Here is a 23,662-nt window from a genome sequence, read left to right as displayed (position 1 = left end):
CATTCGGGTTTTTATCTACAATATAAAAACGTCCATTACATCATTAAACTTAATGATTGTAAAATCCTTTTGACCCAGCTTATCAACTATAGCTATGTGCTCGTCTTGATAGTTAATGCTGTCTATATATCCTTTTATATGATGAACATGACAATCCTGATAGCATTTCACTTCAATAAGCAAATTATCTTTATGTGCGATAATTAATTGAAAGCAATTCTGCTTCCGTTGCCGCTCATTTAACATTGTTTTTTCTTTCGTATTCCTTTCTTCCTGTACACCAATATTCAAGCCCCGACGCTCCTTTTTACACACCCTATGGATAAAATATTTTCTATCTTAAAGCTGCGCACCTGTTTTTTATAGTAACAATAAGCAAGAATCCTTTTATCATCTATACCTACGACGCGAATAACACGCTGCGTTACATTGTTATGGCGGTCGATATAATAGATCATGATTTTTTCCTTTTTATCCAGAGAATGATGAAGTAATCCAATCATATTTATTCCTCCAAATAAGAACTTTTGTTCTGAACATTTGTTCTTATTATATCAAAAAATAAGAAAGAGTAAACATGAAATAAATGGATGAATGTGTTTTAAAAGAAACGAGCGATAATCCGTTCAAGTATTTGGATTTTGGGACCAAAAATGGTGCTGATTAACATAATTAGCCCGCCAGCTCCCTTGCATCAAGCTATATTTGACTTTTCTCATATTTCATATTAAAATGTATCCACAGTTACATAAGAACTCTTATTGAGAGTGGCGGAGGGACTGGCCCGATGAAGCCCGGCAACCTTTCTAGAACTCGTTCTAAAAAAGGTGCTAAATCCTGCAAAGTGCATAATGTGCTTTGGAAAATAAGAGAGGACGTTTCGTAAATGAACTTATTCAACCTCTCTAGAACGAAATAGAGAGGTTTTTTATGTAGCATTTAAACACATGTAAAAGGGGTTATCTTACCATGCAAACAGTTACTGTAAAGGGATCGCCCAGCCATTATCAAATCGGTGAAGGTTCTCTGGAATACCTGATAGAAAATCTGAATGACTTGCGGGTGAAGCGGATTGCTGTAGTTGCCGGGCGTACTGCTTGGGAAAAAGCAAAACCATATCTTCCTTCTGCATTGCTGGATCAAATAGAGGAAAAAGATATACATACTGCAGATGGGCATTGCACCGTGGAACGAACTGACAGACTGGCCTCGATTTATGAAGAACAGCAAATAGATGCTGTCATCGGCATCGGCGGGGGAACAGCTCTGGATATTGCCAAAGCAGCGGCTGCCAATGCGCAAATAAAAAGTATCTTAATCCCAACGATTGCCGCCACCTGCGCAGCTTGGACGCCATTAAGCGTCTTTTATCAGGAAGATGGTGCTCATTCTCATTACACTGAGTTTCCTGAATCTAATACACTCGTAGTGGTAGAACCAGCAATTATTGCAGAAGCTCCTGTAAAATACTTAAAAGCAGGCATTGGCGATACGTTAGCCAAATTCTATGAAGCTCGCTCTCTAGTTGAAGCCTTCTACCCTGAAGGCACGCTTCCAGTCTGGCTGCAAATATCTCAATTCGCCGCTCGTGCCTGCAAGGATATTTTGCTGGATGACAGTGAAGCAGCAATCCAAGCTTGTGAGAGTAACCAAGTCACTGATGCTCTTATTCGTGTTATCGAAGCAATTATCGCAACAGGCGGTATGGTTGGCGGCTTCGGCGGAAAAGCTGGACGAATTGCAGGTGCGCATTCCATTCATAATGGGTTAACTGCTGCCCCGCAGATTGCCGATTCACTTCACGGGGAAATTGTATCCTACGGCATTTTAGCTCAGCTTGCTATCGAACAGGATAAAAACGAGCTTACGAAGCTATTAGCTTACTATGATACATGGGGATTCCCGACAAAATTAGCAGACTTCTCCATACATACGGATGATCAGGAGCTGCTGGAAACCATTGCGAAAAAAGTGACACGGGAAGAAGAATCCATTCATTTGATGAAAGAAGAAATTAATGCAAATACCGTTATCGACGCATTTTTACAACTTGAGAGTGTTACTAAATAAAAAAAGAAAGTAGGAAAATCATCATGAAAAAGAAATATTTACTTCTTATTACAGCTTTATTATTCGTTTTCCTCGCTGCTTGCGGAGGAGATGAGGAAGAGAGCGGTTCAGATTTACTTGAAGACGGCGTATTGACAGTAGGTGTAACAGCCGGTCCACATGAAGAAATTGTTGAAAAAATAGCTGAAATTGCAGCAGAAGACGATTTAGAAATTAAAACAGTTGTTTTTAGTGATTATGTGATGCCAAACGTTTCACTGGATGAAGGTGAAATTGACATCAGCAGCTTCCAGACAGAGCCTTTTATGGACAGCATGGTGGAAGAAAGAGGCTTGGATATTGTGAAGGTAGCAGATACCGTTACTTTCCCGATGGGAGTTTATTCCGAATCGGTTGATTCTCTGGAGGACCTTCCTGATGGCGCAACATTAGGGCTCCCTGGCGACCCTACAAACAGCGGACGTGCTTTATTATTATTTGAACAAGCTGGTCTTATCACATTAGAAGAAGGCTTGGGTGTAAATGCAACCGTAAATGATGTAATTGACAATCCGAAAGACCTTGAATTACTGGAATTAGACTCTGCACAAATTCCAAGACAGCTTGGCGAAGTTGATGCAGCAGCAATCAATTCAAACTTTGCAATTGAAGCAGGGCTTTCACCCAATGATGATTCGCTCTTTATCGAGCAGGATTCTACATTCGTTAACTTGATTGCAGCTCGTACAGAAAACCAAGATGATGAAGTCGTTCAGCAATTTATTGATATTTACCATACAGACGAAGTGAAAGAATTTATTGAAGAAAACTTTGATGGCTCTGTTGTTCCAGGCTGGTAAATCTTTATTTTCAGGTAATATACTCAGACTACGATACTTAAAGGAGAAAACAGCATCATGAGAATACAGAAAAAGATATATGTACTTGCATTTATTGCTCTGTTCAGCCTGGTACTTGCCGCCTGTGCCAGTGAACCAGATGACAATGCATCCTCTGACAGCAATACGACAGAGGGAGGATCGCAGGGCGGCGATTTAATTATTACCACACCAGCCGATGCTGTATCGCTTGACCCGGCAGCATCCAATGATACTCCGTCCAGTGATGTACAAAGAAATATCTTTGAAACGCTTGTTACCCAGGACGAGAATATGGAAAATCAGCCTTTGCTGGCAGAGGAGTGGGAACAAATTGATGATACGACATGGGAATTCAAGCTTCGTCAAGATGTGACCTTCCATGACGGCTCTGATTTTAATGCGGACGTTGTAAAGGCAAATATTGACCGTACGCTTGACCCAGAGGTTGGTTCTCCACGGGCAATCATGTACAATATGATTTCCGAGGTAGAAGTTATTGACGATTATACGGTTCATTTTAAAACAGAATATCCTTTTGCAGCGTTACCGGCACACCTTGCTCATCCCGGCGGTGTGATGATTTCAAAAGACCAGATTGAAGAAGACTATGCCGCAATGGAAGATGGCGAAGAGGCAGGTACTGTCATCAGTGCAAACCCGCAAGGCACCGGCCCTTTCAAATACGAAGAATGGAAGCCAGGGCAGCAGGTACGCTTAGTTAACAATGAAGAGTATTGGGGCGAACCGGCACTGCTCGATTCCGTAACTTTCAAAGTAGTTACAGAAGATCTGACCCGTGTCGCAGAATTAGAGACTGGTGCTTCTCAAATCGCTAATTCCCTTAGTCCGTCAGATGTAGCTCAAATTGAAAATTCCGATCATTTATCAGTGCAGTCTCAGGACAGCCTGGCATTATCGTATTTAGGTTTTAACATGGACAAGGAACCGTTTGATGATGAACGTGTCCGTCAGGCAATTGCAAAAGCCATTAATAAAGAGGAAATTCTTTCCGGAATCTATGACGATGTCGGGATCCCCGCACACACACCGATTGCGCCAAGTGTATTCGGATACAGTGAAGATATAGAGGATCACGAATATAATCTGGAAGAGGCCAAAGAGTTACTTGCTGAAGCAGGCTATGAAAATGGGTTTTCTACCACGATTTGGACAAATGATGACCGTCAGCGCATCGATACAGCAACAACAATCCAAGCACAGCTGAAGGAAATTGGTATCAATGCGGAAGTAAGAACGGTGGAATGGGGAACAATGCTGGAACAGACTGCCAACGGGGAACATGATATGTTTGTCTTTGGCTGGACCACTGTTACCGGTGATGCGGACAACGGGCTATATCCTTTATTCCATTCAGATAATTTAGGCGAACCAGGAAATCGCACCTTCACAGAAGATGAAGAACTCGACGATTTATTAGATCAAGCCCGCCAGGAAAGTGATCCAGATGAACGATTAGAGCTTTACCGCCAAACCCAGGAATTACTTGCGGAAATCACGCCAATGGTTTATATCCATCACCAGCAATATTTGTTAGGTGTCGATGACAGCGTAAAAGGGCTGACACAGTCTCCGACACAGCTGTTAAATTTAAAAGATGTTTCTATTGAAGAATAAAGAATCTCCCCTTGTCTATGATGGACAAGGGGAGTTTTTTATTGAATGCTGTTAACAAAGGATTACAGCAGTATTCAGCTTCGTATGTACAAACAATACAAAACAGCCTCCCTATCTTCAACGGAAGCCTCTATCTCTTCCGATGTTAAAAATAGGTTTGAAAAAAGGTTTTCTGTTTATATATCTAGAATTTGTTATCTAAGCATTTTTTTACTATGATGGAACTAAACATGTCTGAAGATTTTTATTTTAACAAGCGAAGGGAATGTACCCATTTTGATACTTTATCGTTTACCCATATTAATTCTGACGACTGGAATTGTTTATATATTTATTTCACCATCTGAGCCATTAGCATTTAGTATTTTCTTCAAGGTGATTCCAATGGTGCTGATTCTGATTTATGCTTTTGAAAAATCGCTGCCAAAACGAAAGTCCACGCATTATTGGATTATTGGCGGTATCAGCTTGTGCTTGATTGGGGATGCGACGCTGCAGTGGTTTTTCATCGGCTTGACCGCGTTTTTTATCGGACATGTACTATATATCGTTGGATTTTTAAAAGAATGGCGTTTTTCTTTGCCAAGAAGTCTTTCTGCGGTTCCGCTTATTCTTTTTGCTGCTTGGATTGGCTATCAGCTTGTGAGTAATCTTCAAACTAACGGGGAGACAGGTTTCATCTTTCCTGTCATTGCCTATATCGGAATTATCACGCTTATGGCGTTCACAGCAATCATGACAGGAAATCGCTGGGCTATTCTCGGCAGCCTTCTATTTATTATTTCTGACAGTGTTCTTGCGTGGAATATGTTTATCACCGGCTTTACAGGAGCTCATGAAGTCATTATGCTTACGTATTATGGTGCTCAATTTCTTATCGCCCACAGCTTGTTTACCATTGATTCGAAGCAAAAAGGAATGGCTTGGTAATCGCTAAGTCTTCTTTTCACCCTCTGGGCATAAGTGCGACTTTAGCTCTGTCTACGCCTGTCGGCTTGCCAATCGCTAAGTCTTCTTTAAAGGAGATGAGCTCGAGGGCGACGGAAAACGGAGTATATTTCTAGGGCCTAAGATTACTCACCCCATGAAACCCGTTGGGCTCCAACTATTTCTTATTTCTTAAATAAAGAAAAGCCCTCTTAAGAAAACAATTTTTCAGTAAGAGGGCTTTTCTTATATAAGCGACGTTAGCTCTGGGTGCTTCTGCATGAGATCTACATAATGAATCAAATCATCTGACAGCTTATTTAAGCGGTCAATGACGTTTTGATTCGAGATTACATAGTTTGTATAATCTTTTTCTTCAACAAATACATATTTCGGAATCACCCATGCGTGCATATAGTGAAGAATCGGCTTCAAATGCTGCTCGGGTACTAAATAATGCTTTGTTGTTCCTGCTGTTGCAATAATAGCAACCACTTTATTCCGAAATGCATCCATTGGCAGAAGGTCGAACAGATTTTTTAATGTTCCTGGAATAGATGCTTGGAAAACAGGCATTCCAAGCAAAATGCCATCAGCCTGCATGATTTTTTCTAATAAGATTTTCGTGTCGCCTGTATAATCTTTATAAGAACGTCCGTCACTAAAAACCATGTCATAATCCTTCAAATCTAACATCTCTGCTTCTACCCCGGTATGTTCTTTTTCAATATATTTCAATGCATGGTCCACAGCGACTCTTGTTTTTGAGCCAATCGTGGAGCCGGAAATTCCAACTATCTTCACGGAGCATCCTCCTATATGGTGGTCTTATTCTGTATTCAGAAGTTTCGATTTTTAGATTCTCTCGTCCGTCTATTCATATATATGAATATGTATTTACGCTGTTTCCTGCTCTGCAAAGACTCGCCTCAAAAGAAGCACGTTTCTGCATTTGGAGAACCTGTAAATATAGGAATGAGAATGTTTCTCAAAACAGTTATTACCTGTATTATACCTAGTTAACTAACAGAAATACAATAAGATGCTTACCCATAGAGGCCTTCCTGAATTGCAGCGCTTCATTCGAGATGCCATTGATATTTTTTTAAATCAACATATCCGCTGGAACTCACCAGGACACCTTCTGCTTCCAGACGTGTGCGCTGCTCCCAATTTCCCTCTTCATTCGGAATAGCTAATTGCCCCTTTGCATTGATCACACGATGCCAGGGCAATTGATGCTTTTTGCTCATGGAATGGAGCACGCGGACAACCTGTCTTGCGGCTCTCGAATTGCCAGCTTCTCTTGCTATTTGACCGTAAGTCATTACTTTTCCAGACGGGATCTCCCGTATTATTTTAATAACTTCTTCCGTAAAAGGTGTCATCCTTTATCATTCCTGTTCCACATTATTATTTCACGTATTTTCTCGGTACCCGTTTGCCAATTAAACAAACCGTTTCATAATGAATGGTCTGCATTTGCTCTGCGACAATACCTAAAGAAATATAGCCCTCACTCGGCTCGCCAAAAATGGTAACAATATCATTCTCATGAACGCCATCTACATCGGACACATCCACCATGGTCTGATCCATACAAATGCGTCCGACAATCAGGCATTCCTTCCCGCGAACGGTCACATGTCCTTGATTGGATAAAAGACGTGAAAAGCCATCGGCATAACCAATCGGCAGGGTTGCAACCTTTGTTTTTTTCGTTGTTGTATAGGTTCTGCCATAGCTGATAGATTGTCCAGCCCGAACATTTTTAATGTAAACCGGCTTTGTTTTTAAGCTCATCACCTGTTTTAATGGCAGGATTTCTGTGAGGTGCGGTTCAGGATAAAGCCCATACAAGCTGACTCCGACGCGTACCATATCCAGATGCATTTCTGGATAGGCAATGGTCCCCGCACTATTACAGCAATGTTTGATTGGAATCTGACAGCCTTTTGCTTCTACTGCCTGATAAATTTTCTGGAAGCTTTCAAATTGCTGATACGTATAAGCACTGGATTCTCCATTGTCGGCTTCCGCAAAATGCGTAAAGATTCCTTCCAGTTCTATTTCTTCCCAGTCTAATGCGCGGCATAAATCCAAAGCTTCTTCTGCGGTACGGACACCGATACGAGTCATTCCGGTATCCACTTTGATATGGACTTTTGCTGTTTTCTGTAAGGTATCTGCAGCCTGACAGATGGCTTCGATTGTCTCTTCTGAATAGACAGTCAGCGTGACATCTTGTTCTACTGCTTTATGAACGGCATGAGCTGGCGTATAGCCCAATAATAATATCGGTGCAGTAATTCCTGCTTCTCTCAAAGACAGCGCTTCATCTAAGATTGCTACTCCAAGACAGTCCGCCCCATTTGCCAGCGCCTCTTCTGCAATCGGCACAGCTCCATGCCCGTATCCATCTGCCTTCACCACTGCCATAAACCGCGCTCCTTCACGGATATGCTGTTTAAATTGTTGTACATTAAACGCTAATGCTTGTAAGGATACTTCTGCCCAAGTATCACGAAAACTGGTTGTTATCATGTGTTTCCCACCTTGTCTAACATCATCATTTTTATTTTTTCGGTCTATTTTTCAGATTAATATAATACATCATATCCATTTTAGCACTTCCATTCTGTGTTGGATAGTTATACTCAGCCTGCTTGACAGACATAGTGAAAGCACGTTTATCTAAAAAGTGCGAGAAGGCAGCATTGAAATATCTTTCCCAATTGCCTTTATTTCTTTACACTAAATATAAATATACGTATGATTCCTATTGTCAGGGAAAACTATTTTATCGATGGAGGTTGAGAACATGAAACAAATCTTTCTGGCGCTGATTGGAACCATTTTATGTGCTCTGGCAACGACCATATTCGCCATGCCAAACCAAATTGCAGATGGAGGCATTCTAGGTATTGCACTTTTACTCTTTTATTCTCTCGGATGGTCGCCCGGGATTGTTACGATGGTTGCTTTTGTCCTATTACAACTCGTCAGTTTTAAATTTCTTCCTAAAAGCATCGTGATAAAAACAATGGTTAATGTCCCTCTTCTATCCTTGTTTATCTTTTTAACGGAAAATATCGTAACACAGCCTCTGGGTGATTCTCTGGTAGCCGCTATTTTTGCAGGCCTCACAATGGGAATCGGGTTTGGTTTGATTATCCAAGCGGGCAGCTCCATTGGAGGTACTTCGACAATAGCTCGTCTGCTCGCACAGCGCTATGAATGGAATGTCGTACTAACCACCTTCATCATGGACGCCGTTATCGTATTAGCCGGGGTTTTCATTATTGGCCCGCTTTACACACTATATACCATTATTGCTTTATCCATAGGGAAGGTCGCCAGCGACTATGTGATTGGCGGTTTTGATTCTAAGAAAGCAGTCACGATTATTTCACCGGAATTTAAAAAAATAGCTCATCAGATTAATACAGTCATGGCGTCTAGTGCAACTTTTATCAATGGCTCTGGATCCTATACAGATCGCCAGCATTATATCCTTTATATTATCGTACCCAGTTACCGCCTCTTAACACTTAAACGAATTATCAGGGAAATCGATTCCAGTTCATTTATCGTTGTCCATAACGTGAAGGATGTATCTGGCGGCACTTTCTTTGCTCCGACGACAGAAGATGAAGCAGCCTTTACCGGATTTGAGGAAGAAGCAATTATTCCTGAACCGGAGGAGGTTTCATCGGATAATACTGCCGATAAAACAGATGTTTGATGATGTACCAATAAAGAAGTGAGCTGCTTCTTAGAAAACAGCTCACTTCTTTATTGTTTCTTTAGAGGACTCTGAGTCCGTGCGGCGGACAACATTCCACTTGCTCCCAAATAATTGAATACTTTTTTCTACCTTTTTTATCACTTCATCTGCTCTTTCATAAATAATGCCCCGCAAATCATGGACCTGCCGTATTAATTTTTCAAGCTATGCTTCCTGCTTATCGAGCCTTTCATGAAGAACAGCCAGTTCCTCTTTTCTTTGATTATCCATTTCATCCAACTTATTTCCTTGTTCTTCCACTTTTTTCTTCACTGCTTCACTTACTTCATCTATTTTTTCAAGCTTAACCTGAATCAATGCCTGGTTGGCTTTGAAGCCATCTTCCTCTTCTTTTGCACTTTCTTGAGCAGCAATAATTTGATTGAGCTGCTTGTTTTCCTTCTTTATATTTTTATCAAGTACATCTAATCGGTTGAATACCTTCTCCTGCATCTGCTGCTGATCTTTTTCATTTTTGTCCATTTCCTTCAAACGTTTCGCAATACGCTCCAATTGCTGATTTTTAGCAAAGGTATCACGCTGCAGCTGCTGCAATACTTCCACAGATTCCCTCTGCATTTCCAACTGTTTTTGTTCTCTTTCACTTGCATATTCATATACAAACGTTTCTTGATTAGACGAAGCTCCTTTTATATCTTCTGCATAAATATGCTTCTCCTGGTTCAGATATACCATTCACATCACCTCTAGAATCAGCTTATGCACAAAGTAAAAAATAGGACGAATTTTGGTTATCTGCCTAATTGGATAGATGAAAAAAACCTAAGCGGTTTAGTCACTCAGGTTTTATTCTTTATTGCTATTTATATTTTGGTAAAGATACCTCGCTCCGGGGAATTCGAGCTGAGGCTTTGTGAGCAGGAGAAGCAACCCGAAGAAAGTGTCTCGCAAAGCTTCGAGCTGTTTCGTTAATTTCTCTAATTTCGATGGGTGGTACTATGTGTTCGAGCTTTAAACGCATCGATAAATTGTTCAGGTGAAGATTTTATAATGTAGGCGTAAACTCCTTTAAGCGTGTGTAAATAAAGCATTCCCTTTGTTTGGTTTCCAGTAAGGCGATACGAAATATCCATTACATTCTCAATTGGAAATTCCCTGTATCTTGTAACGATTTTATCTGCATAAAGATACATATAACGCTGCTCTTCTGTATCCTTTTGTTCTAATGCACTTACTTGACGGACTACTTTTACATACGGTTGTTTGGCAATAAATTGCATTGTCTCCTCCGTTAGTTCAGCTTAAACTTTATATCCCTAAGGGCGGTAAAAAGCGCTTTTGAACATTTTTTTATGGATTAGTTTTCTGCAACGCGCAAATGATTCTTTCTCCATTGCAGCCATTGGCTTTCTCTCGTTTTACGCGGTAAGAACTGACGGATATCCTCTTCATGATATCCTACCTGCAAACGTTTGGCATCGACCATAATCGGGCTTCGTAAAAGACGCGGGTATTCCTGAATAATTTCCAACAGCTCTTGCAGCGGCAATGCTTCAATATCAAGGTCTAAATCTTTATAAATCTTAGAGCGTGTGGAAATGATTTCATCTGTACCTTCCACCGTCATCCGAAGAATATTTTGTAATTCATTTACGGTCAGAGGTTCTCTGATTACATTGCGTTCTGTATATTCAATTCCGTTTTTCATAAACCATTGTTTTGCTTTTCTTGTTGATGAACATGCTGCACCATAAATTGTAACTGTCATTAATCATACCCCATTTATATATAGTTTCTTTCTTCTTACCATCAGAAAAGTTCTATACTTACCTGTCAGCACTTGATAAACCTTTGCTTAACAGATCCATTTCAATACGAAAATTCTCTAGAGCTTCTTCACGAGAAAGATTCCTGGATAGCTGATCCACAATATTTCGAAATGTAACAGACGTTAAAATCTGCATAACATGGAAAAACTCTTGTTTACTATCAATATTCAGTTTATTAAAATCAACTAAATCTTTTACTTGATTCATTGCATCTACTTCATTATGCTTTCCTAGGAATAACTCTGTAAATGAATCCTCCACTTCATGTGTCACATTCAATACGGCATTCTTTAAAAACTGCAAATGCTTCTCTTCTGACAGCTCTATCAGTGTTACCCGAAAAACCTTATCCATGGAAGCCATCAAATCTCCATCTGTTTCACGCAGCAGGCTTAAAAAATAAGCACGGCGTTTATCTGTATGAAGCTTTAATAAATAATAAAAAGCATCTTCTTTGCCGTCAAAATATTGATAAAAACTTCCTCTTGAAACACCTGCAAGCTTTACAATATTCGCAATGGAGGCCTGCGATAACGGTGCTCTTGCAAATTCTTTTTCAACCGCTTGCAATAATTTTGCCCGTTTGGAATCGTTTAAATTAAAAAATGTTGATGTAGGCATATTCTTGCTCCTCCATAACCTATTGTGACACAATGTCATGTCCTATAATTCTATATTAAGTGACACGATGTCATAAGTCAATTATTTTTATGACATCGTGTCACTTTTTTTATGAAATGTGACGATTCTATGGCAGGCAAACGATTGCTTTTTCATTAGTGTACACTTTTCCTCCCTCTGCTAAACACCTTTAGTTAAAAATGCTTCTTTCCCAGCTTCATTTAACTGCCGACCTAATCATTGTATTCCTTCACTATGCTATTTCATAACCTTAAAAATTAAACAAGATAGGAAAATTTCTAAAAGTTATCAGCTTAAAAAATAAGAATGTTTATAAAGATAGCTGAAAATAGCCGCTCCGGAAAAACACTACGCTAGATAGGTTTTATTGCTATCTGTATCAAAATTAATAAAATTCACTATCCTTTAAACAAAAGAACACCGCATAGAAGGCTATGCCTTCCACACGATGCTTTTTCATCAAACCATAATCTTACTCATATCATTCGTAAATGCCACTGGATCTTCAATCGGCAGCCCTTCAATCAATAACGCCTGATTGTAAAGCAGGTTGGTATATAACGCTAGTTTATCCTGATCATTCCCCTGCGCTGCTTCGAGTGCTTTAAAAATACTGTGGTCTACATTGATTTCCAGCACTTTATCTGCCTGAATCTGCTGATTATCCGGCATCGCATTAATAATTTTCTCCATTTCCAGAGAAATATCACCATCTGCAGAAAGCACGACCGGATGGGATTTCAGACGCTTGGAAGCCCGAACATCCTTCACTTTATCACCAAGCACCTCTTTCATTGCTGTAAACAGCTCATTATGACTTTCTGTTTCTTCCTTCTCTTCCTCTTTTTCATCGGCTTCAATTCCTAAATCACCGCTGGAAACGGAACGGAATTCCTTATCCTGATATTGCATCAGCATTTTAATCGCAAATTCATCCACTTCATCTGTGAAATAAAGAATTTCATAGCCTTTATCTGCAACAATTTCCGTTTGCGGAAGCTTTTCAATACGCTCATTGGAATCTCCAGAAGCATAATAGATATATTTTTGGTCTTCCGGCATACGTGATACATATTCCTCTAACGTTACCAGCTTTTTCTCTGTAGAAGAATAGAATAGAAGCAAGTCTTGCAGTTCTTCTTTATGCTGGCCGAAATCACTGTACACGCCAAATTTGATTTGCTGACCGAATGCTTTAAAGAATGTTTCATATTTTTCACGTTCATCGCGAAGCAGGCTTAACAGCTGCTGTTTTATTTTCTTATGAATATTTTTCGCAATGATTTTCAGCTGACGGTCATGCTGTAGCATTTCCCTGGAAATATTTAAGGATAAATCTTCTGAGTCGACCATTCCTTTTACAAAGCTGAAGTAATCAGGCAGTAAATCTGCACATTTTTCCATAATCAAAACACCGTTTGAATAAAGCTCTAAGCCTTTTTCGTACTCCCTGGAGTAATAATTAAACGGCGTTTGCTCTGGAATAAATAGAATTGCATTATAACGGACTGCTCCATCTACATTGATATGAATATGGCGCAACGGCTGATCAAATCCGTACCGTTTCTCCTGATAGAAATTGGTATATTCTTCGTCTGTTAATTCGCTCTTATTTTTCTTCCAAATAGGAACCATTGTGTTCAGCGTCTGCTCTTCAATTACATCCTCATACTCATCTTCTGTTCCTTCTTTTAACTTGCTTTCCGTAACATCCATTTTAATTGGATAGCGGATAAAGTCAGAGTATTTCTTGACGATTTGTTTTAAAGTAGCTTCTTCTAAAAACGTATCATAATTGTCTTCTTCTTCGTTTTCTTTTATTTCAAGGATAATCTCTGTGCCAACTTCTTCGCGGTCAATCGGCGTAATCGTATAGCCGTCTGATCCCTGTGAAACCCATTGATATCCTTCTTCACTGTCAATCGATTTTGTTAATACGGTCACTTTATCCGCAACCATAAACGCTGCATAAAAGCCGACACCAAATTGACCAATAATATCATGGCCGTCTTTAATTTCATTTTCTGATTTAAACGTATGTGAACCACTCTTAGCAATCACACCGAGGTTATCTTCCAGCTCTTCCTTTGTCATTCCAATTCCCGTATCTACTACAGTCAACGTACGTTTTTCTTTATTAGGAATCAGTTTGATATAGTAATTGCTTTGATCGAATGTTAAAGCATCATCCGTTAATGCTTTATAATAAATCTTGTCAATAGCATCACTTGCGTTAGAGATTAATTCACGCAAGAAAATCTCCCGTTGTGAATAAATGGAGTGGATGACCATATCTAATAATTTCTGTGATTCTGCTTTAAACTCGTGCTTTGCCATAATGCGCTCTCTCCTTTTTCTGTTTTTAGCACTCTCTCTCACAGAGTGCTAAACCTCTATTACATGAATACCATATTCTATTTTAACTGTCAATATTAGTCGCATATAGCCTAAACAACATGTATAATAGAAAATATATAGAAGAGGAGGGGTCTCGATGCTTCATGAATGGTTAAAAGATTCCAAACATACCGTCGTTTTCACTGGCGCAGGAATGTCTACAGAGAGTGGGCTGCCTGACTTTCGTTCCACAAACCGGGGACTTTGGAGAAAGAAAGACCCAAGCAAAATCGCAAGTGTAGATGCTTTAAATCATCACGTAGAGGATTTTATCGAATTTTATCGGGAGCGCGTCCTGGGCGTCAAAGAAGTTGGTCCGCATAAAGGACATCACATTCTTGCCGATTGGGAAAATAATGGACTGATCCAATCGATTATTACCCAAAATGTGGACGGTTTTCATCAGGCTGCAGGCAGCAGACACGTTCATGAGCTTCATGGAACCCTGCAAGAGCTGCATTGCCAAAGCTGCGGGAAAATCTACGACAGTTCTGCTTATTTAAATGAAGACTATCACTGTTCCTGCGGCGGAATACTCAGACCTTCTATTGTATTATTTGGGGAAATGCTCCCTGAGGATGCCTTTTCTGCTGCGTTTGAGCATGCAAAGAAAGCCGATTTATTTATCGTGCTAGGTTCCTCTCTATCGGTTACGCCAGCCAACCAATTCCCGGAAATCGCAAAACAAAGCGGCGCCAAACTTGTCATTGTCAACCAGGAGAAAACACCATTAGATGAGTTTGCAGATGAAGTTGTTTTTGACCGGAAGATTGGGGCTTATTTAGAAGAAACGGATCAATTATTATAAAACAGATAAAAGGCAAGGAAGCGCTGCACGCTTCCTTGCCTTTCTTGATGGATTAAAATAAATATGGCGGCAAATGTTTTAAGCGGGGCGAGTAACCGCAGCCCCAAATTTCGGTCTTAGGCCATCCATTTAGGCGGTGTATTCTTATTCCAATAAATATCCCCGATATGATAATGCTTTTGGAATCCATCCTCACTTAAATGGTAATGAAAATTAAAATAATACCCTTCCAATGGCCGGTTTTCCCGGCGGACATGAAACTTTGCCAATGTTTTGCTGGTGCTGTTATTGGAAACATTGAAAATCCGCTCTCCATAGCCGTCTGAAGGTTTTTCGGTAATCGCTATATCCTTATATATGTCAGAATGCTCGACAAGATCAGACAGCACCAATTCCATCTGCGGTAAAATCATAGCAGAAAATTCATCCTCAACCTTCCCCGCGATCCTCGTTCCAAATTTTTCGATACTCAATTTTTTCGCCTCTTCATGAAGGTGGCCAAGAAAAGCTTCCCTTGGATCTTCTACATTGTATGATTGGGTGGTTTCCTCGATAACAGATGTTGTTTCGAGATCCGATGAAGAAGACACACTGCTGTCATCCCGCTTATTGGCGTCGACTTCCAAAAGATTTGTTGGCGTATAGATACCCAATGTTAAAATTGTTATAAATACGACTGCTATTTTTCTCCACCAGAGCTTCATCTGCTTCACCCATTTTCCGTATCCGTTTTCTTTATTTTACCATGAATCCATTTCTTGTCTATCCAACCATTCTACTTTTTTGAATATTGGAAGAAAATAATTTGTTATACGGAACATTCTGTTTATACATTTTTTTACAACTCAAGAAATCATATAGGGTGATTTTACCTTATACCGGCCAGCCCTCACGCTTATATGCCATATCCCAAAACATATATTCATAGCGGCTCGTATTCAGAAAAATAGCTTCTAAATGATCCAGTTCTGCTTCCGAACAGCCTTCCGCAAGCTCGTCTAATTTTTCAATCAGCCACTTGCCAATGGAGCCAAATTCATCCGAGCTGTACATTTTCACCCATTCCCCATACTGTTCATGCTCCAGCGCACCCGGCTTTTTTGCCAGCTCCAGACCAATTTCATAATAACTCCAGGCACACGGCAGAATCGCTGCAATCAATGTTGCTAAAGAACCTTTCTGTGCCTCTGCAATCATATTACTGCTGTAGGCCAGCGTTACAGGCCCTGGAACCGTAGATTCTAGTTCCTCCCTGGAAATACCGAGACGCTCGGCATACTGACGATGAAGCTCCATTTCGAAATTCAGGGTTTCATCCAGCGATTTAGCAAAGCCGGACATGGTATCTAAATCTTTTGCAAGCACCGTTCCCATCGCAATTACTTTTGAGTACTCTATCAAATACTTGTAATCCTGACACATGTAGAATTTAAATGACTCCATATCGAGTGTTCCATTACCAATCCCCTGTACAAATGGATGCTGGTGGCTTTTCTCCCAAATCGAATCTGCTGTCTTGCGAATACGTTCTGTAAATTTCATGTATATGCGCTCCCTTTTCCATCATTTTTATAAATGCCTTATTTCTGTTTTTCTGTTTGACACCATTTCAAAATAAATTGCAGCAGGGACACTGTATAATCTACTAACTCGTCGATGTTTACCTGCTCATCCACGGCATGGGCGTGCTTCAATTCACCAGGTCCATAGCAGACCGTCGGAATCCCGTATGCTGCAAGCCAGCCGCCATCAGTTACTGTTTCAGACATTCGGACTTTCGCTTCCTCGCCAAAAGCTTTGCTATGACTCTCCTGTAACATCGCAAAAGCAGCATGTTCTTTATCTACGGAGAAAGACGGGAAAATTTCACCGCGATCCACAATCATCGATTCGCCTCCCCATTCAAAGGCGGGTGGATTATCCCGCATCCAGACATCCGCTTCAGCCGTCTTGCGTAAATGGGACTCAATTTCTGCAGCAACCTGCTCAGAAGTCTCATCGGGATAATAATGAACGGTAATCCATAGGCGGCATTCATCAGCAATAAAAGCAGCATGTCTGCCTCCTTCAATCACTGCCGGGTTGATGGTATTGGTTCCTGGGGGAAAGCCTGGATAGGATTTGGTCACTGCCCAATGTCGCTCCAGCTCCTGCAACGCAATAAGGAGCTTATTCATCTTTTCAATGGCGCTGGCTCCTTTCATCCCGCCGCCTGCATGAATGAGCTGGCGACGTGTACCATCATGGTGCGTGATTGGACTTTTCACTGTGATCCAGCCGGTAATAACGCCTCCTTGCCCATGTATTTCACAATGACTTGTATCTGCAACGATGGCATAATCCGCTGTATACCCGCGTTCTCCACATTGCTTCGTCCCTGCTTCCCCAACCTCTTCCCCAATGACGGACTGCAGAATAACATCCCCGCCAAGGCGAATCTGGTGGTCATGCAATATGCGCATCGCAAATAAACACGCTGCCAGACCGCCTTTCATATCTGCTGCACCCCGCCCAAATAATGTACGTCCTTCCACTGCTGGCTGAAATGGCGCATGCTTCCAGTTTTCACCTTCCTCTATAGAAGCGACATCCACATGCCCATTAAGAATCAAGCTGTTGTATGTATCGGAAGCAGTTCCACGTAAACAGCCGACGACATTCGGGTCACCGGGATAAACCTCCCATTGTTCTGTTTCAAAATTCATTTCCTTCAAGTAGTTCGCAATGTAAGCTTGGATAGCCTCTGTATTTCTTGCAGGCGGGGCTGGTGTTTCAAAACGAATCAAATCACTGACAAGCGCTATTAATTCGTCTTCTCGATTTCGAATCTCCTGAATTACCCTCTCCATTCAAAAACCTCCTTTTCAGCACGCAAAAAAAACCGCCTCCTGATTTAGAGAGCGGCAGAAAAGTTTGGTTCATTTGCCTAAAGGCATATCCGCCCACTTCCCTCCGCTAGTACGAACTAGATCAGGTTGGTAAGGGTCAAGACAATATGCCTCTCTCAGCTTAATAAGCACCCCTAGTGGATCCATTGCGTATGTATTTATCCCTTTTAGATTACCATACGAATTTGTAAGCGTAAAGCAGAATTTAAGAAAGGATGATTCTATACCCGCTTGTCTGCATACATATTGCTGTTTTTTTGCGCAATATCAATACAGATGAAATCCAGAATACGTTGTAACCTTCTTACAAAGGAGGTTACAGCTAGTGTACATAACTATCATAAAAAAAAATAAACGTGTCCGAAACTATCTGCTTGCTACTGCCAGTTCCAATTTGGGGAATGTGATGACTGGCATGGCTCTTTTATTTCTTGCTTATGATTTAACTGCTTCTAATGCGTATACCACAGGGATTGCTATCGCTCAAGTTGCTCCTTATCTGCTGTTCGGATTGATTGGAGGAGTTATTGCTGACTGGATTTCTAAAATGAAATGGTTAATTCGTATCGATTTATTTCGTTCTCCACTTCTCATCGGGTTAGTTTTGTTAGACTTCTCCAATCAGCTTGCTTACTGGCATCTAATTATTGTAAGCATCTTGATTCATTTATGCGGATGCTTATATAATCCGGCGCATCGGGCAATCATCCCGCTTATCACGAGTGAAAGGGAGAGGCCCGCAGTAAATAGTTTAACGGACACTGTTACAAGGGGTATGACTGTTTTAGGACCTGTTTTCAGCATTATCTTCATGAATACCATTGGTGTAATCCACTTTTTCACGCTGGATGCACTCAGCTATCTATTGAGCGCGCTTTTTCTATCATTCATTCCCTTAAAGGAAGAGCAGACAGATAAAAAGCATTTTAATATATTCACAGCCATCCGGGAATTTGCTATATGGCTCCGTTCTCATAAAACCATCCGTTCCTTATTTGAGATGACAGCTTTTATTGTTTTCTTTAACACCTGGGTTTGGCAGGTTGGGCTGTTATTACTGTTACAAGAAACGATGGCGAATGCAGAAGTATGGTACAGCGTTGTAACAGGATGGTTTGGAATTATTGTTATTATTGTGAATCTGATTATTCCCTATATCTTTAAACAATTTACGCTAAAAACCTACCTTCTCAGCTCCCTTATCTGGGGGACAGGCATTTTATTCTTAGGAGGTTTACCAGCTGTCCCCCTGCTTTTTTTGGGAATTATCTGGGTAGCAGTCGGATTGCCGCTGTCTGGATTATCCAGGGTTACTGCAAAAGTATATTCCGCCAGACATGCTGGGAAGAGGTTTCAGTTTCAATGCCGTCCTGCTTTATTTTTCTAATTTTATTTCTTTAGGTTTCTTCGGACTTGTATCTTATTGGGTCTCCATACACCTGATTTTTATCATCTGCGGGGCATGTATGATGATTCTGGCTGGAGTTTATGTATTGCTTAACCTGCGAAAATAGCTTGGCCTCATACCATACAGTTTCTTGAATAGACGATTATAGACAGAAACAGAAGAAAATCCCGAATCCATCGCAACCTGCAATATCGTCGTATCGGTAAATTGCAGTTTATCCAAACTGCGTTGAATACGATAGATTTGCAGCCATGAAAATGGCGAAACACCCACCTTCTCTTTAAATACATGTGAGAGCCGGTACTTATCTAACTGGGCAATTGCAGCCATATCATCTAATGTCCAGTTAGATGTATAACTTTCCTTCATTGCCTCCAGCACTTTATAAATTGGGAAACCTGCAGCAGTGTATGCTTCCGGCTGAACATCCTGATAATAACTGTTTACACTTCCTTTCATCAGAAGGATTGCTAACTGCGTAAAGCTGTTATCAAGGAATACCTTCATACTCGCATCCATTACCCCATTACTTACATCAATATAATCCAGAATAAATGCCACCCACTTCTTTATTTGCAGCGATTGCTGCGGCATTTGTGCAAATTGAATATCTGCTGAATGATGATTCATCAAATTTTTGGCAGCTTGATTTATCAATCCTGGATTTAATTCGATTAAAAATTTATGATGCGCTACCTCTAATTGCCGATGGGGGTCATAAGGATTCAAAAGCAGCATTTGATCCGCATGAAAAGTCAAATCCTGATGAGGCAGCTGATATGTCATGTCTCCGCCAAGCGAGTAAATGAATTTATAACAATTATCTGACCGCCGGATACTTTCCTGTTCAAATTCCGTTTTAAATAAGAATAGGCCTTGATCCGTTGAAAGTATTTTATTCATCGATTTCCCTTCCTTATTTTGCTTATTTCTGTAATAAATCATTAATATTCTTAAGGATATTTAAATTCTATCATATGAACAGCCTTCATGATTTTAAAATGCTGTTCAAATTCCCCTAAGCATTGTATAAATTGAAATAGTAAAATTTTCACACAGGAAAAATAATCCTGCAGCAAATACTTTTTAATCTTAAAATGCTACAATGCATTTTGGAACCCCGCAAGATAAGGATGGGACACATGGAACGATTAAAAAAAATAGGTGCGTATGCAATTGGGATTTTTATTTTCTGCGTCTTAGTTACAGGCATAGTCGATGAATCAAAGAATCTGTATCAGCTGTTACAAGATAAAGGTGGACACGAAAAGGAGGTTACTGTTGTTGGTAAAACGGTATCCAGTGATTTATTCGGTAAATTGAAATACTATGTTAGAAGAGGAAGCATTATCGCAATTAACTCAGAAGATGTCTACTCAAGAAACTTCCTTAATAAGTAAAAAGGAATTTGAACAGCTTAATGCCGGGGATACAATTAGGAAGAACGATTCTTATATGACAGATAAGGATAAAAAATCACAGATTATCGAGCATCTTATTGTCATCGTCGTCTTTAGTATCTACCCATTCGGTTTCATTGCTTATAATCTCGAACATATACCACTGCTAAAAAAATTAGACGATAAAGCAGCTTCACTGTTTCTCTTTTCTCTATTGGGAATCATTTGCTTGGTATTTTTAATGGCATATGTCTTTATGGGAAAATCTATCGTTAGTATTGTGCAGTCCCATAGCGGAGACCAAATAGAAACCGAAGCCTATATTTCGGATAGGGAATATGACTATAATGCCGGACGCTATAGCACAAGTTCATACTATTTGCATTTATCTTTCTACGCAGAAGACATAAACAAGGAGGTTATGTCTTCCAAAGAAGTATCTTCTCGTATATTTTCTCAGGCTAACCATGTCATTGATGTTCAATATCCTGAAGGACAGCCTTATAAAGCACACATAGCAGGGACTAAATTTAGAGATTTTTTCGGATCCAGCTTGATTATTTATAGTTGCGTTCTCATCGTTACGGCTTTATTAATATATTCAGCTGTTTTAATGCGAAGAAAGAAGAAAACAGGCTCTTTTTATAGGAAACAGAAAAAGGATTTCTCCAATAAATAACGAATACATAAGATATACCATTTTCAGAGAGGAGTATTTCTTATGCTTATGCAGCCGGCAAAATTATCTCCAGGAGATAAGGCAGCGACTGTCAGCCTCTCCTGGGGCGGAGCAGGTGAGCCCTCCTTAAGCTGGCGCTACCAGCAGGGTGTGGAACGCTTAGAGAGCGTGTTTGGGCTTGAAGTCGTTCCAATGCCTAACAGCTTAAAAGGACAAACTTATATAGATGAACATCCCGAGGCACGGGCCGAAGATTTAATGACTGCATTCAAAGACCCTGAAATCAAAGCGATTATCTCTAATATTGGCGGTGATGACAGTATTCGTCTGCTTCCCTATATCGATTTTGAGATTATCCGTCAAAATCCAAAGATTTTCATGGGATTTTCTGATACGACGATTGCTCATTTATTCTGCTTCCATGCTGGTTTATCCTCCTTCTACGGACCAGCAATCATGACAGATTTTGCAGAAAATGTGGCGATGGATGATTATACGGTGCAAGCCATTCAAAGCATGCTTTTTGAAGCAGAAGCGGTCGGCGGCATCCCTGCACCGGAAAAGTGGACAAGTGAATTTTTAGAGTGGGATATTTCCAATAAGTCTATTGCCAGAACAATGCACCCTAATCAGGGTTACGAACTGCTGCAAGGAAACGGTATCGCAAAAGGGAACCTCATCGGCGGCTGTATCGAAGTACTTGAATTTGCTAAAGGAACAGCCATTTGGCCGCAGCAGGAAGCATGGCAAAACAGCATTCTCTTTTTTGAAACATCAGAGGAAAAAACGGATCCAGAATTAATTAAAAGATGGCTTCGAAATTATGCCGCTCAGGGGATTCTACACCAAGCGAATGGAATGATTGTTGCCAAGCCTTATGGGGAAGTACATTACGAGGCGTACAAGGAAGTTATTCTATCTGTTTTAGCAGAAAACGGGCTGAATGACCTCCCAGTGTTATATGGGGTTTCTTTTGGACATACCGAACCAAAAACGCCCATTCCATATGGAAGATTAGCACGAATTGATTGTAATCAGGTATCCTTTTCAATTTTGGAAGCAGCTGTGACAGATTAAATCCGGCTGCTTTTCTTTGCCAAAAATAAAAGGAGACATATTGCGTCTCCCTTCCGTTTCAATCTTTCTGTTTCACATCAAAGATATTCTTTAAGAATTTCTTTTCCTTTTTGACTTACATATAATCCGCCTGGCAGCTGTATATTATCATCATTGACTTCTCCTGTGATAAAACAAGTCTTTTCAGCTTCGTATTTCCGTATGATAATTCGGTCTTCCTCTACGAATATTTCCATCGGATCCCGCTCTTGTATGTTCAAACTTCTTCGCAATTCCTTAGGTATAACAATCCGGCCCAGTTCGTCCACTTTTCTAACGATACCAGTGCTTTTCATTCTGCACGCTCCTTTTTTATATTTCTTAAGATAACTGTCTATATCATCCCCTCTACCCTTTTTTGGAAATGTATAAACAACAAAGGAACTTATTAACAGTGTGAAAAAGCGGCAGCAGTAATCGATATCACTATCCATAAATACGGTGAGAAACGGTGATTGGTTAAAATATACTGCGTTTTATATAAGCTGTAGCAGATTTGAAGTCGCTCTTATTATTAAATCAATTGAGACAGTGATATACTATCCATATAATCCTTTTTAGAAACGTTTGTTACACAAAGTAAAAAGTAAGCTCTTTCACCCGCATTTTTCTTTTTCCAAAAAGATTTACAACTTACCTGGACGGAAAAAGAAACGGTCGAAAAGAAGCCAGGGAAAGTTTATGCCCCTATAACTACTTCTTACTTCATGCAAATAGGGAGTTTGTAGTAGAATAGAGTAAGCATCATTACTGGAAGCTGAAAATAAGCTTCCAACCATATGCAGGAGGAATTTGAGGTATGCAAAAACTTATTATTCCTGAAGAGGATATTGTGCTTGCTATATGTATGTACATTGCTGAAGAACAGAAAATGAGTGCAGATGACGTCCAAGTAGAGTTATTTTATGATGATTACACTGGATTTTCAGCAGAAGTCGTGACATCATCTGGAAAACAGGAATGGATGACCAAGCAAATTATTGCTGCATTAAGAAAATGGATCAAAGAAAATCTCCACGCCGATCCGTATGCAGGCTTAAAATTGGATTTAGACAGACGAAACGGCATTTATGCACGTCTTCGATACAATAGTTAATAGTTCACAAAGCTTTCATCCTATTTTTCATTTTTAAGTTTCTTTACATATTTTTGAAGATACAGGAGCAGTAGCCTCCGCTTCTATGAATAGCGTATTTATTTTCATTATTTTATTTTTAACTGGATGAACACTTCTTTTAAGATGGTTTAAAAAGCT

At 40.1% G+C, this 23,662-nt stretch carries 26 protein-coding genes and 2 riboswitches; of the genes, 11 read left to right on the top strand and 15 right to left on the bottom strand.

Features of this window, described 5'->3' with window-relative positions; genetic code table 11:
* Nucleotides 1–15: 15 nt before the first annotated feature.
* Nucleotides 16–291, bottom strand: coding sequence for a YolD-like family protein (locus tag ACFO3P_RS04850; RefSeq protein WP_042529180.1), 276 nt, complete (start codon nucleotides 289–291; stop codon nucleotides 16–18).
* Nucleotides 288–503 (bottom strand): hypothetical protein, encoded by a 216-nt coding sequence (locus ACFO3P_RS04845; RefSeq protein ID WP_042529178.1) that lies wholly within the window; start codon nucleotides 501–503, stop codon nucleotides 288–290. The genes ACFO3P_RS04850 and ACFO3P_RS04845 overlap by 4 nt, the downstream gene beginning before the upstream one ends.
* 252 nt (nucleotides 504–755) lie before the next feature.
* Nucleotides 756–872, top strand: a riboswitch (SAM riboswitch).
* A 97-nt stretch (nucleotides 873–969) separates the two neighbouring features.
* Between ACFO3P_RS04845 and ACFO3P_RS04840 the strand changes: the two genes are divergently transcribed.
* From ACFO3P_RS04840 to ACFO3P_RS04825, 4 genes are all read left to right on the top strand, one after another.
* The gene (locus ACFO3P_RS04840) at nucleotides 970–2,070 is read left to right on the top strand and encodes an iron-containing alcohol dehydrogenase family protein (RefSeq protein ID WP_256705268.1); all 1,101 of its coding nucleotides are present in this window, start codon (nucleotides 970–972) and stop codon (nucleotides 2,068–2,070) included.
* A 23-nt stretch (nucleotides 2,071–2,093) separates the two neighbouring features.
* Nucleotides 2,094–2,909, top strand: coding sequence for a MetQ/NlpA family ABC transporter substrate-binding protein (locus tag ACFO3P_RS04835; protein ID WP_042529174.1), 816 nt, complete (start codon nucleotides 2,094–2,096; stop codon nucleotides 2,907–2,909).
* Between the two features lie 57 nt (nucleotides 2,910–2,966).
* On the top strand, nucleotides 2,967–4,565 hold the full coding sequence (locus ACFO3P_RS04830) for a glutathione ABC transporter substrate-binding protein (protein WP_042529173.1): 1,599 nt from the start codon (nucleotides 2,967–2,969) through the stop codon (nucleotides 4,563–4,565).
* 276 nt (nucleotides 4,566–4,841) lie between these two features.
* Nucleotides 4,842–5,495 (top strand): lysoplasmalogenase, encoded by a 654-nt coding sequence (locus ACFO3P_RS04825; RefSeq protein WP_042529171.1) that lies wholly within the window; start codon nucleotides 4,842–4,844, stop codon nucleotides 5,493–5,495.
* A 243-nt stretch (nucleotides 5,496–5,738) separates the two neighbouring features.
* Here ACFO3P_RS04825 and ACFO3P_RS04820 read toward each other — a convergent pair whose 3' ends face one another.
* The 3 genes from ACFO3P_RS04820 to alr form a co-directional block, all read right to left on the bottom strand.
* Entirely contained in the window at nucleotides 5,739–6,296 is a 558-nt protein-coding gene (locus ACFO3P_RS04820; RefSeq protein ID WP_042529169.1) for an NADPH-dependent FMN reductase, read from the bottom strand.
* A 275-nt stretch (nucleotides 6,297–6,571) separates the two neighbouring features.
* The gene (locus ACFO3P_RS04815; protein ID WP_193064503.1) at nucleotides 6,572–6,880 is read right to left on the bottom strand and encodes an MGMT family protein; all 309 of its coding nucleotides are present in this window, start codon (nucleotides 6,878–6,880) and stop codon (nucleotides 6,572–6,574) included.
* A gap of 25 nt (nucleotides 6,881–6,905) precedes the next feature.
* Complete coding sequence (gene alr / locus ACFO3P_RS04810; protein ID WP_289584468.1) at nucleotides 6,906–8,036, bottom strand: alanine racemase; 1,131 nt, start codon at nucleotides 8,034–8,036, stop codon at nucleotides 6,906–6,908.
* A 277-nt stretch (nucleotides 8,037–8,313) separates the two neighbouring features.
* Between alr and ACFO3P_RS04805 the strand changes: the two genes are divergently transcribed.
* A complete protein-coding gene (locus tag ACFO3P_RS04805; protein WP_052484869.1) occupies nucleotides 8,314–9,237 on the top strand; it encodes a YitT family protein in 924 nt (307 codons plus the stop codon).
* 207 nt (nucleotides 9,238–9,444) lie between these two features.
* On the opposite strand, the gene ACFO3P_RS04800 is transcribed toward ACFO3P_RS04805, so the two are convergent.
* From ACFO3P_RS04800 to htpG, 5 genes are all read right to left on the bottom strand, one after another.
* Nucleotides 9,445–9,975 (bottom strand): hypothetical protein, encoded by a 531-nt coding sequence (locus tag ACFO3P_RS04800; RefSeq protein ID WP_379542211.1) that lies wholly within the window; start codon nucleotides 9,973–9,975, stop codon nucleotides 9,445–9,447.
* 242 nt (nucleotides 9,976–10,217) lie between these two features.
* Nucleotides 10,218–10,520: a hypothetical protein gene (locus ACFO3P_RS04795; protein ID WP_042529162.1), complete on the bottom strand. Its 303-nt coding sequence runs from the start codon at nucleotides 10,518–10,520 to the stop codon at nucleotides 10,218–10,220.
* 77 nt (nucleotides 10,521–10,597) lie between these two features.
* Entirely contained in the window at nucleotides 10,598–11,008 is a 411-nt protein-coding gene (locus ACFO3P_RS04790) for a Spx/MgsR family RNA polymerase-binding regulatory protein (protein WP_042529160.1), read from the bottom strand.
* Nucleotides 11,009–11,066: 58 nt separating this feature from the next.
* The gene (locus ACFO3P_RS04785; protein WP_042529158.1) at nucleotides 11,067–11,690 is read right to left on the bottom strand and encodes a TetR/AcrR family transcriptional regulator; all 624 of its coding nucleotides are present in this window, start codon (nucleotides 11,688–11,690) and stop codon (nucleotides 11,067–11,069) included.
* Between the two features lie 480 nt (nucleotides 11,691–12,170).
* Nucleotides 12,171–14,048, bottom strand: a complete 1,878-nt coding sequence (gene htpG, locus ACFO3P_RS04780) for a molecular chaperone HtpG (protein WP_289584469.1) — start codon at nucleotides 14,046–14,048, stop codon at nucleotides 12,171–12,173.
* A 157-nt stretch (nucleotides 14,049–14,205) separates the two neighbouring features.
* On the opposite strand from htpG, the gene ACFO3P_RS04775 reads away from it, so the two are divergent.
* A complete protein-coding gene (locus tag ACFO3P_RS04775) occupies nucleotides 14,206–14,916 on the top strand; it encodes an NAD-dependent protein deacylase (protein ID WP_289584470.1) in 711 nt (236 codons plus the stop codon).
* A 116-nt stretch (nucleotides 14,917–15,032) separates the two neighbouring features.
* On the opposite strand, the gene ACFO3P_RS04770 is transcribed toward ACFO3P_RS04775, so the two are convergent.
* The 3 genes from ACFO3P_RS04770 to ACFO3P_RS04760 form a co-directional block, all read right to left on the bottom strand.
* The gene (locus tag ACFO3P_RS04770; protein WP_042529152.1) at nucleotides 15,033–15,620 is read right to left on the bottom strand and encodes a YpjP family protein; all 588 of its coding nucleotides are present in this window, start codon (nucleotides 15,618–15,620) and stop codon (nucleotides 15,033–15,035) included.
* 169 nt (nucleotides 15,621–15,789) lie between these two features.
* The gene (gene tenA, locus ACFO3P_RS04765) at nucleotides 15,790–16,458 is read right to left on the bottom strand and encodes a thiaminase II (protein WP_289584471.1); all 669 of its coding nucleotides are present in this window, start codon (nucleotides 16,456–16,458) and stop codon (nucleotides 15,790–15,792) included.
* A gap of 38 nt (nucleotides 16,459–16,496) precedes the next feature.
* Entirely contained in the window at nucleotides 16,497–17,765 is a 1,269-nt protein-coding gene (locus ACFO3P_RS04760) for an acetylornithine deacetylase (protein WP_289584472.1), read from the bottom strand.
* A gap of 81 nt (nucleotides 17,766–17,846) precedes the next feature.
* A riboswitch (TPP riboswitch) is annotated at nucleotides 17,847–17,950 on the bottom strand.
* Nucleotides 17,951–18,129: 179 nt separating this feature from the next.
* Here ACFO3P_RS04760 and ACFO3P_RS04755 point away from each other — a divergent pair.
* The gene (locus tag ACFO3P_RS04755; protein ID WP_289584473.1) at nucleotides 18,130–19,191 is read left to right on the top strand and encodes an MFS transporter; all 1,062 of its coding nucleotides are present in this window, start codon (nucleotides 18,130–18,132) and stop codon (nucleotides 19,189–19,191) included.
* A 99-nt stretch (nucleotides 19,192–19,290) separates the two neighbouring features.
* Here the strand turns inward: ACFO3P_RS04755 and ACFO3P_RS04750 are convergent, their stop codons facing one another.
* The gene (locus ACFO3P_RS04750; protein WP_289584474.1) at nucleotides 19,291–20,115 is read right to left on the bottom strand and encodes a helix-turn-helix transcriptional regulator; all 825 of its coding nucleotides are present in this window, start codon (nucleotides 20,113–20,115) and stop codon (nucleotides 19,291–19,293) included.
* A gap of 239 nt (nucleotides 20,116–20,354) precedes the next feature.
* On the opposite strand from ACFO3P_RS04750, the gene ACFO3P_RS04745 reads away from it, so the two are divergent.
* From ACFO3P_RS04745 to ACFO3P_RS04735, 3 genes are read left to right on the top strand one after another with little or no spacing between them, the layout of a single operon-like run.
* On the top strand, nucleotides 20,355–20,612 hold the full coding sequence (locus tag ACFO3P_RS04745; RefSeq protein ID WP_289584475.1) for a hypothetical protein: 258 nt from the start codon (nucleotides 20,355–20,357) through the stop codon (nucleotides 20,610–20,612).
* A gap of 55 nt (nucleotides 20,613–20,667) precedes the next feature.
* Nucleotides 20,668–21,291, top strand: coding sequence for a hypothetical protein (locus tag ACFO3P_RS04740; RefSeq protein ID WP_289584477.1), 624 nt, complete (start codon nucleotides 20,668–20,670; stop codon nucleotides 21,289–21,291).
* A gap of 42 nt (nucleotides 21,292–21,333) precedes the next feature.
* A complete protein-coding gene (locus ACFO3P_RS04735; protein ID WP_289584478.1) occupies nucleotides 21,334–22,368 on the top strand; it encodes a S66 family peptidase in 1,035 nt (344 codons plus the stop codon).
* A 77-nt stretch (nucleotides 22,369–22,445) separates the two neighbouring features.
* Here ACFO3P_RS04735 and ACFO3P_RS04730 read toward each other — a convergent pair whose 3' ends face one another.
* Nucleotides 22,446–22,703 (bottom strand): AbrB/MazE/SpoVT family DNA-binding domain-containing protein, encoded by a 258-nt coding sequence (locus ACFO3P_RS04730; protein WP_256705271.1) that lies wholly within the window; start codon nucleotides 22,701–22,703, stop codon nucleotides 22,446–22,448.
* Nucleotides 22,704–23,206: 503 nt separating this feature from the next.
* On the opposite strand from ACFO3P_RS04730, the gene ACFO3P_RS04725 reads away from it, so the two are divergent.
* The gene (locus ACFO3P_RS04725; protein WP_193064488.1) at nucleotides 23,207–23,503 is read left to right on the top strand and encodes a DUF2653 family protein; all 297 of its coding nucleotides are present in this window, start codon (nucleotides 23,207–23,209) and stop codon (nucleotides 23,501–23,503) included.
* Nucleotides 23,504–23,662: the final 159 nt, after the last annotated feature.

Source organism: Oceanobacillus aidingensis (genome assembly GCF_042654105.1).
In the GTDB taxonomy this organism is placed as follows: domain Bacteria; phylum Bacillota; class Bacilli; order Bacillales; family Amphibacillaceae; genus Oceanobacillus; species Oceanobacillus oncorhynchi.
Note: the sequence above shows the minus strand (reverse complement) of the source record. Positions and strands in the feature narration are given on the sequence as shown.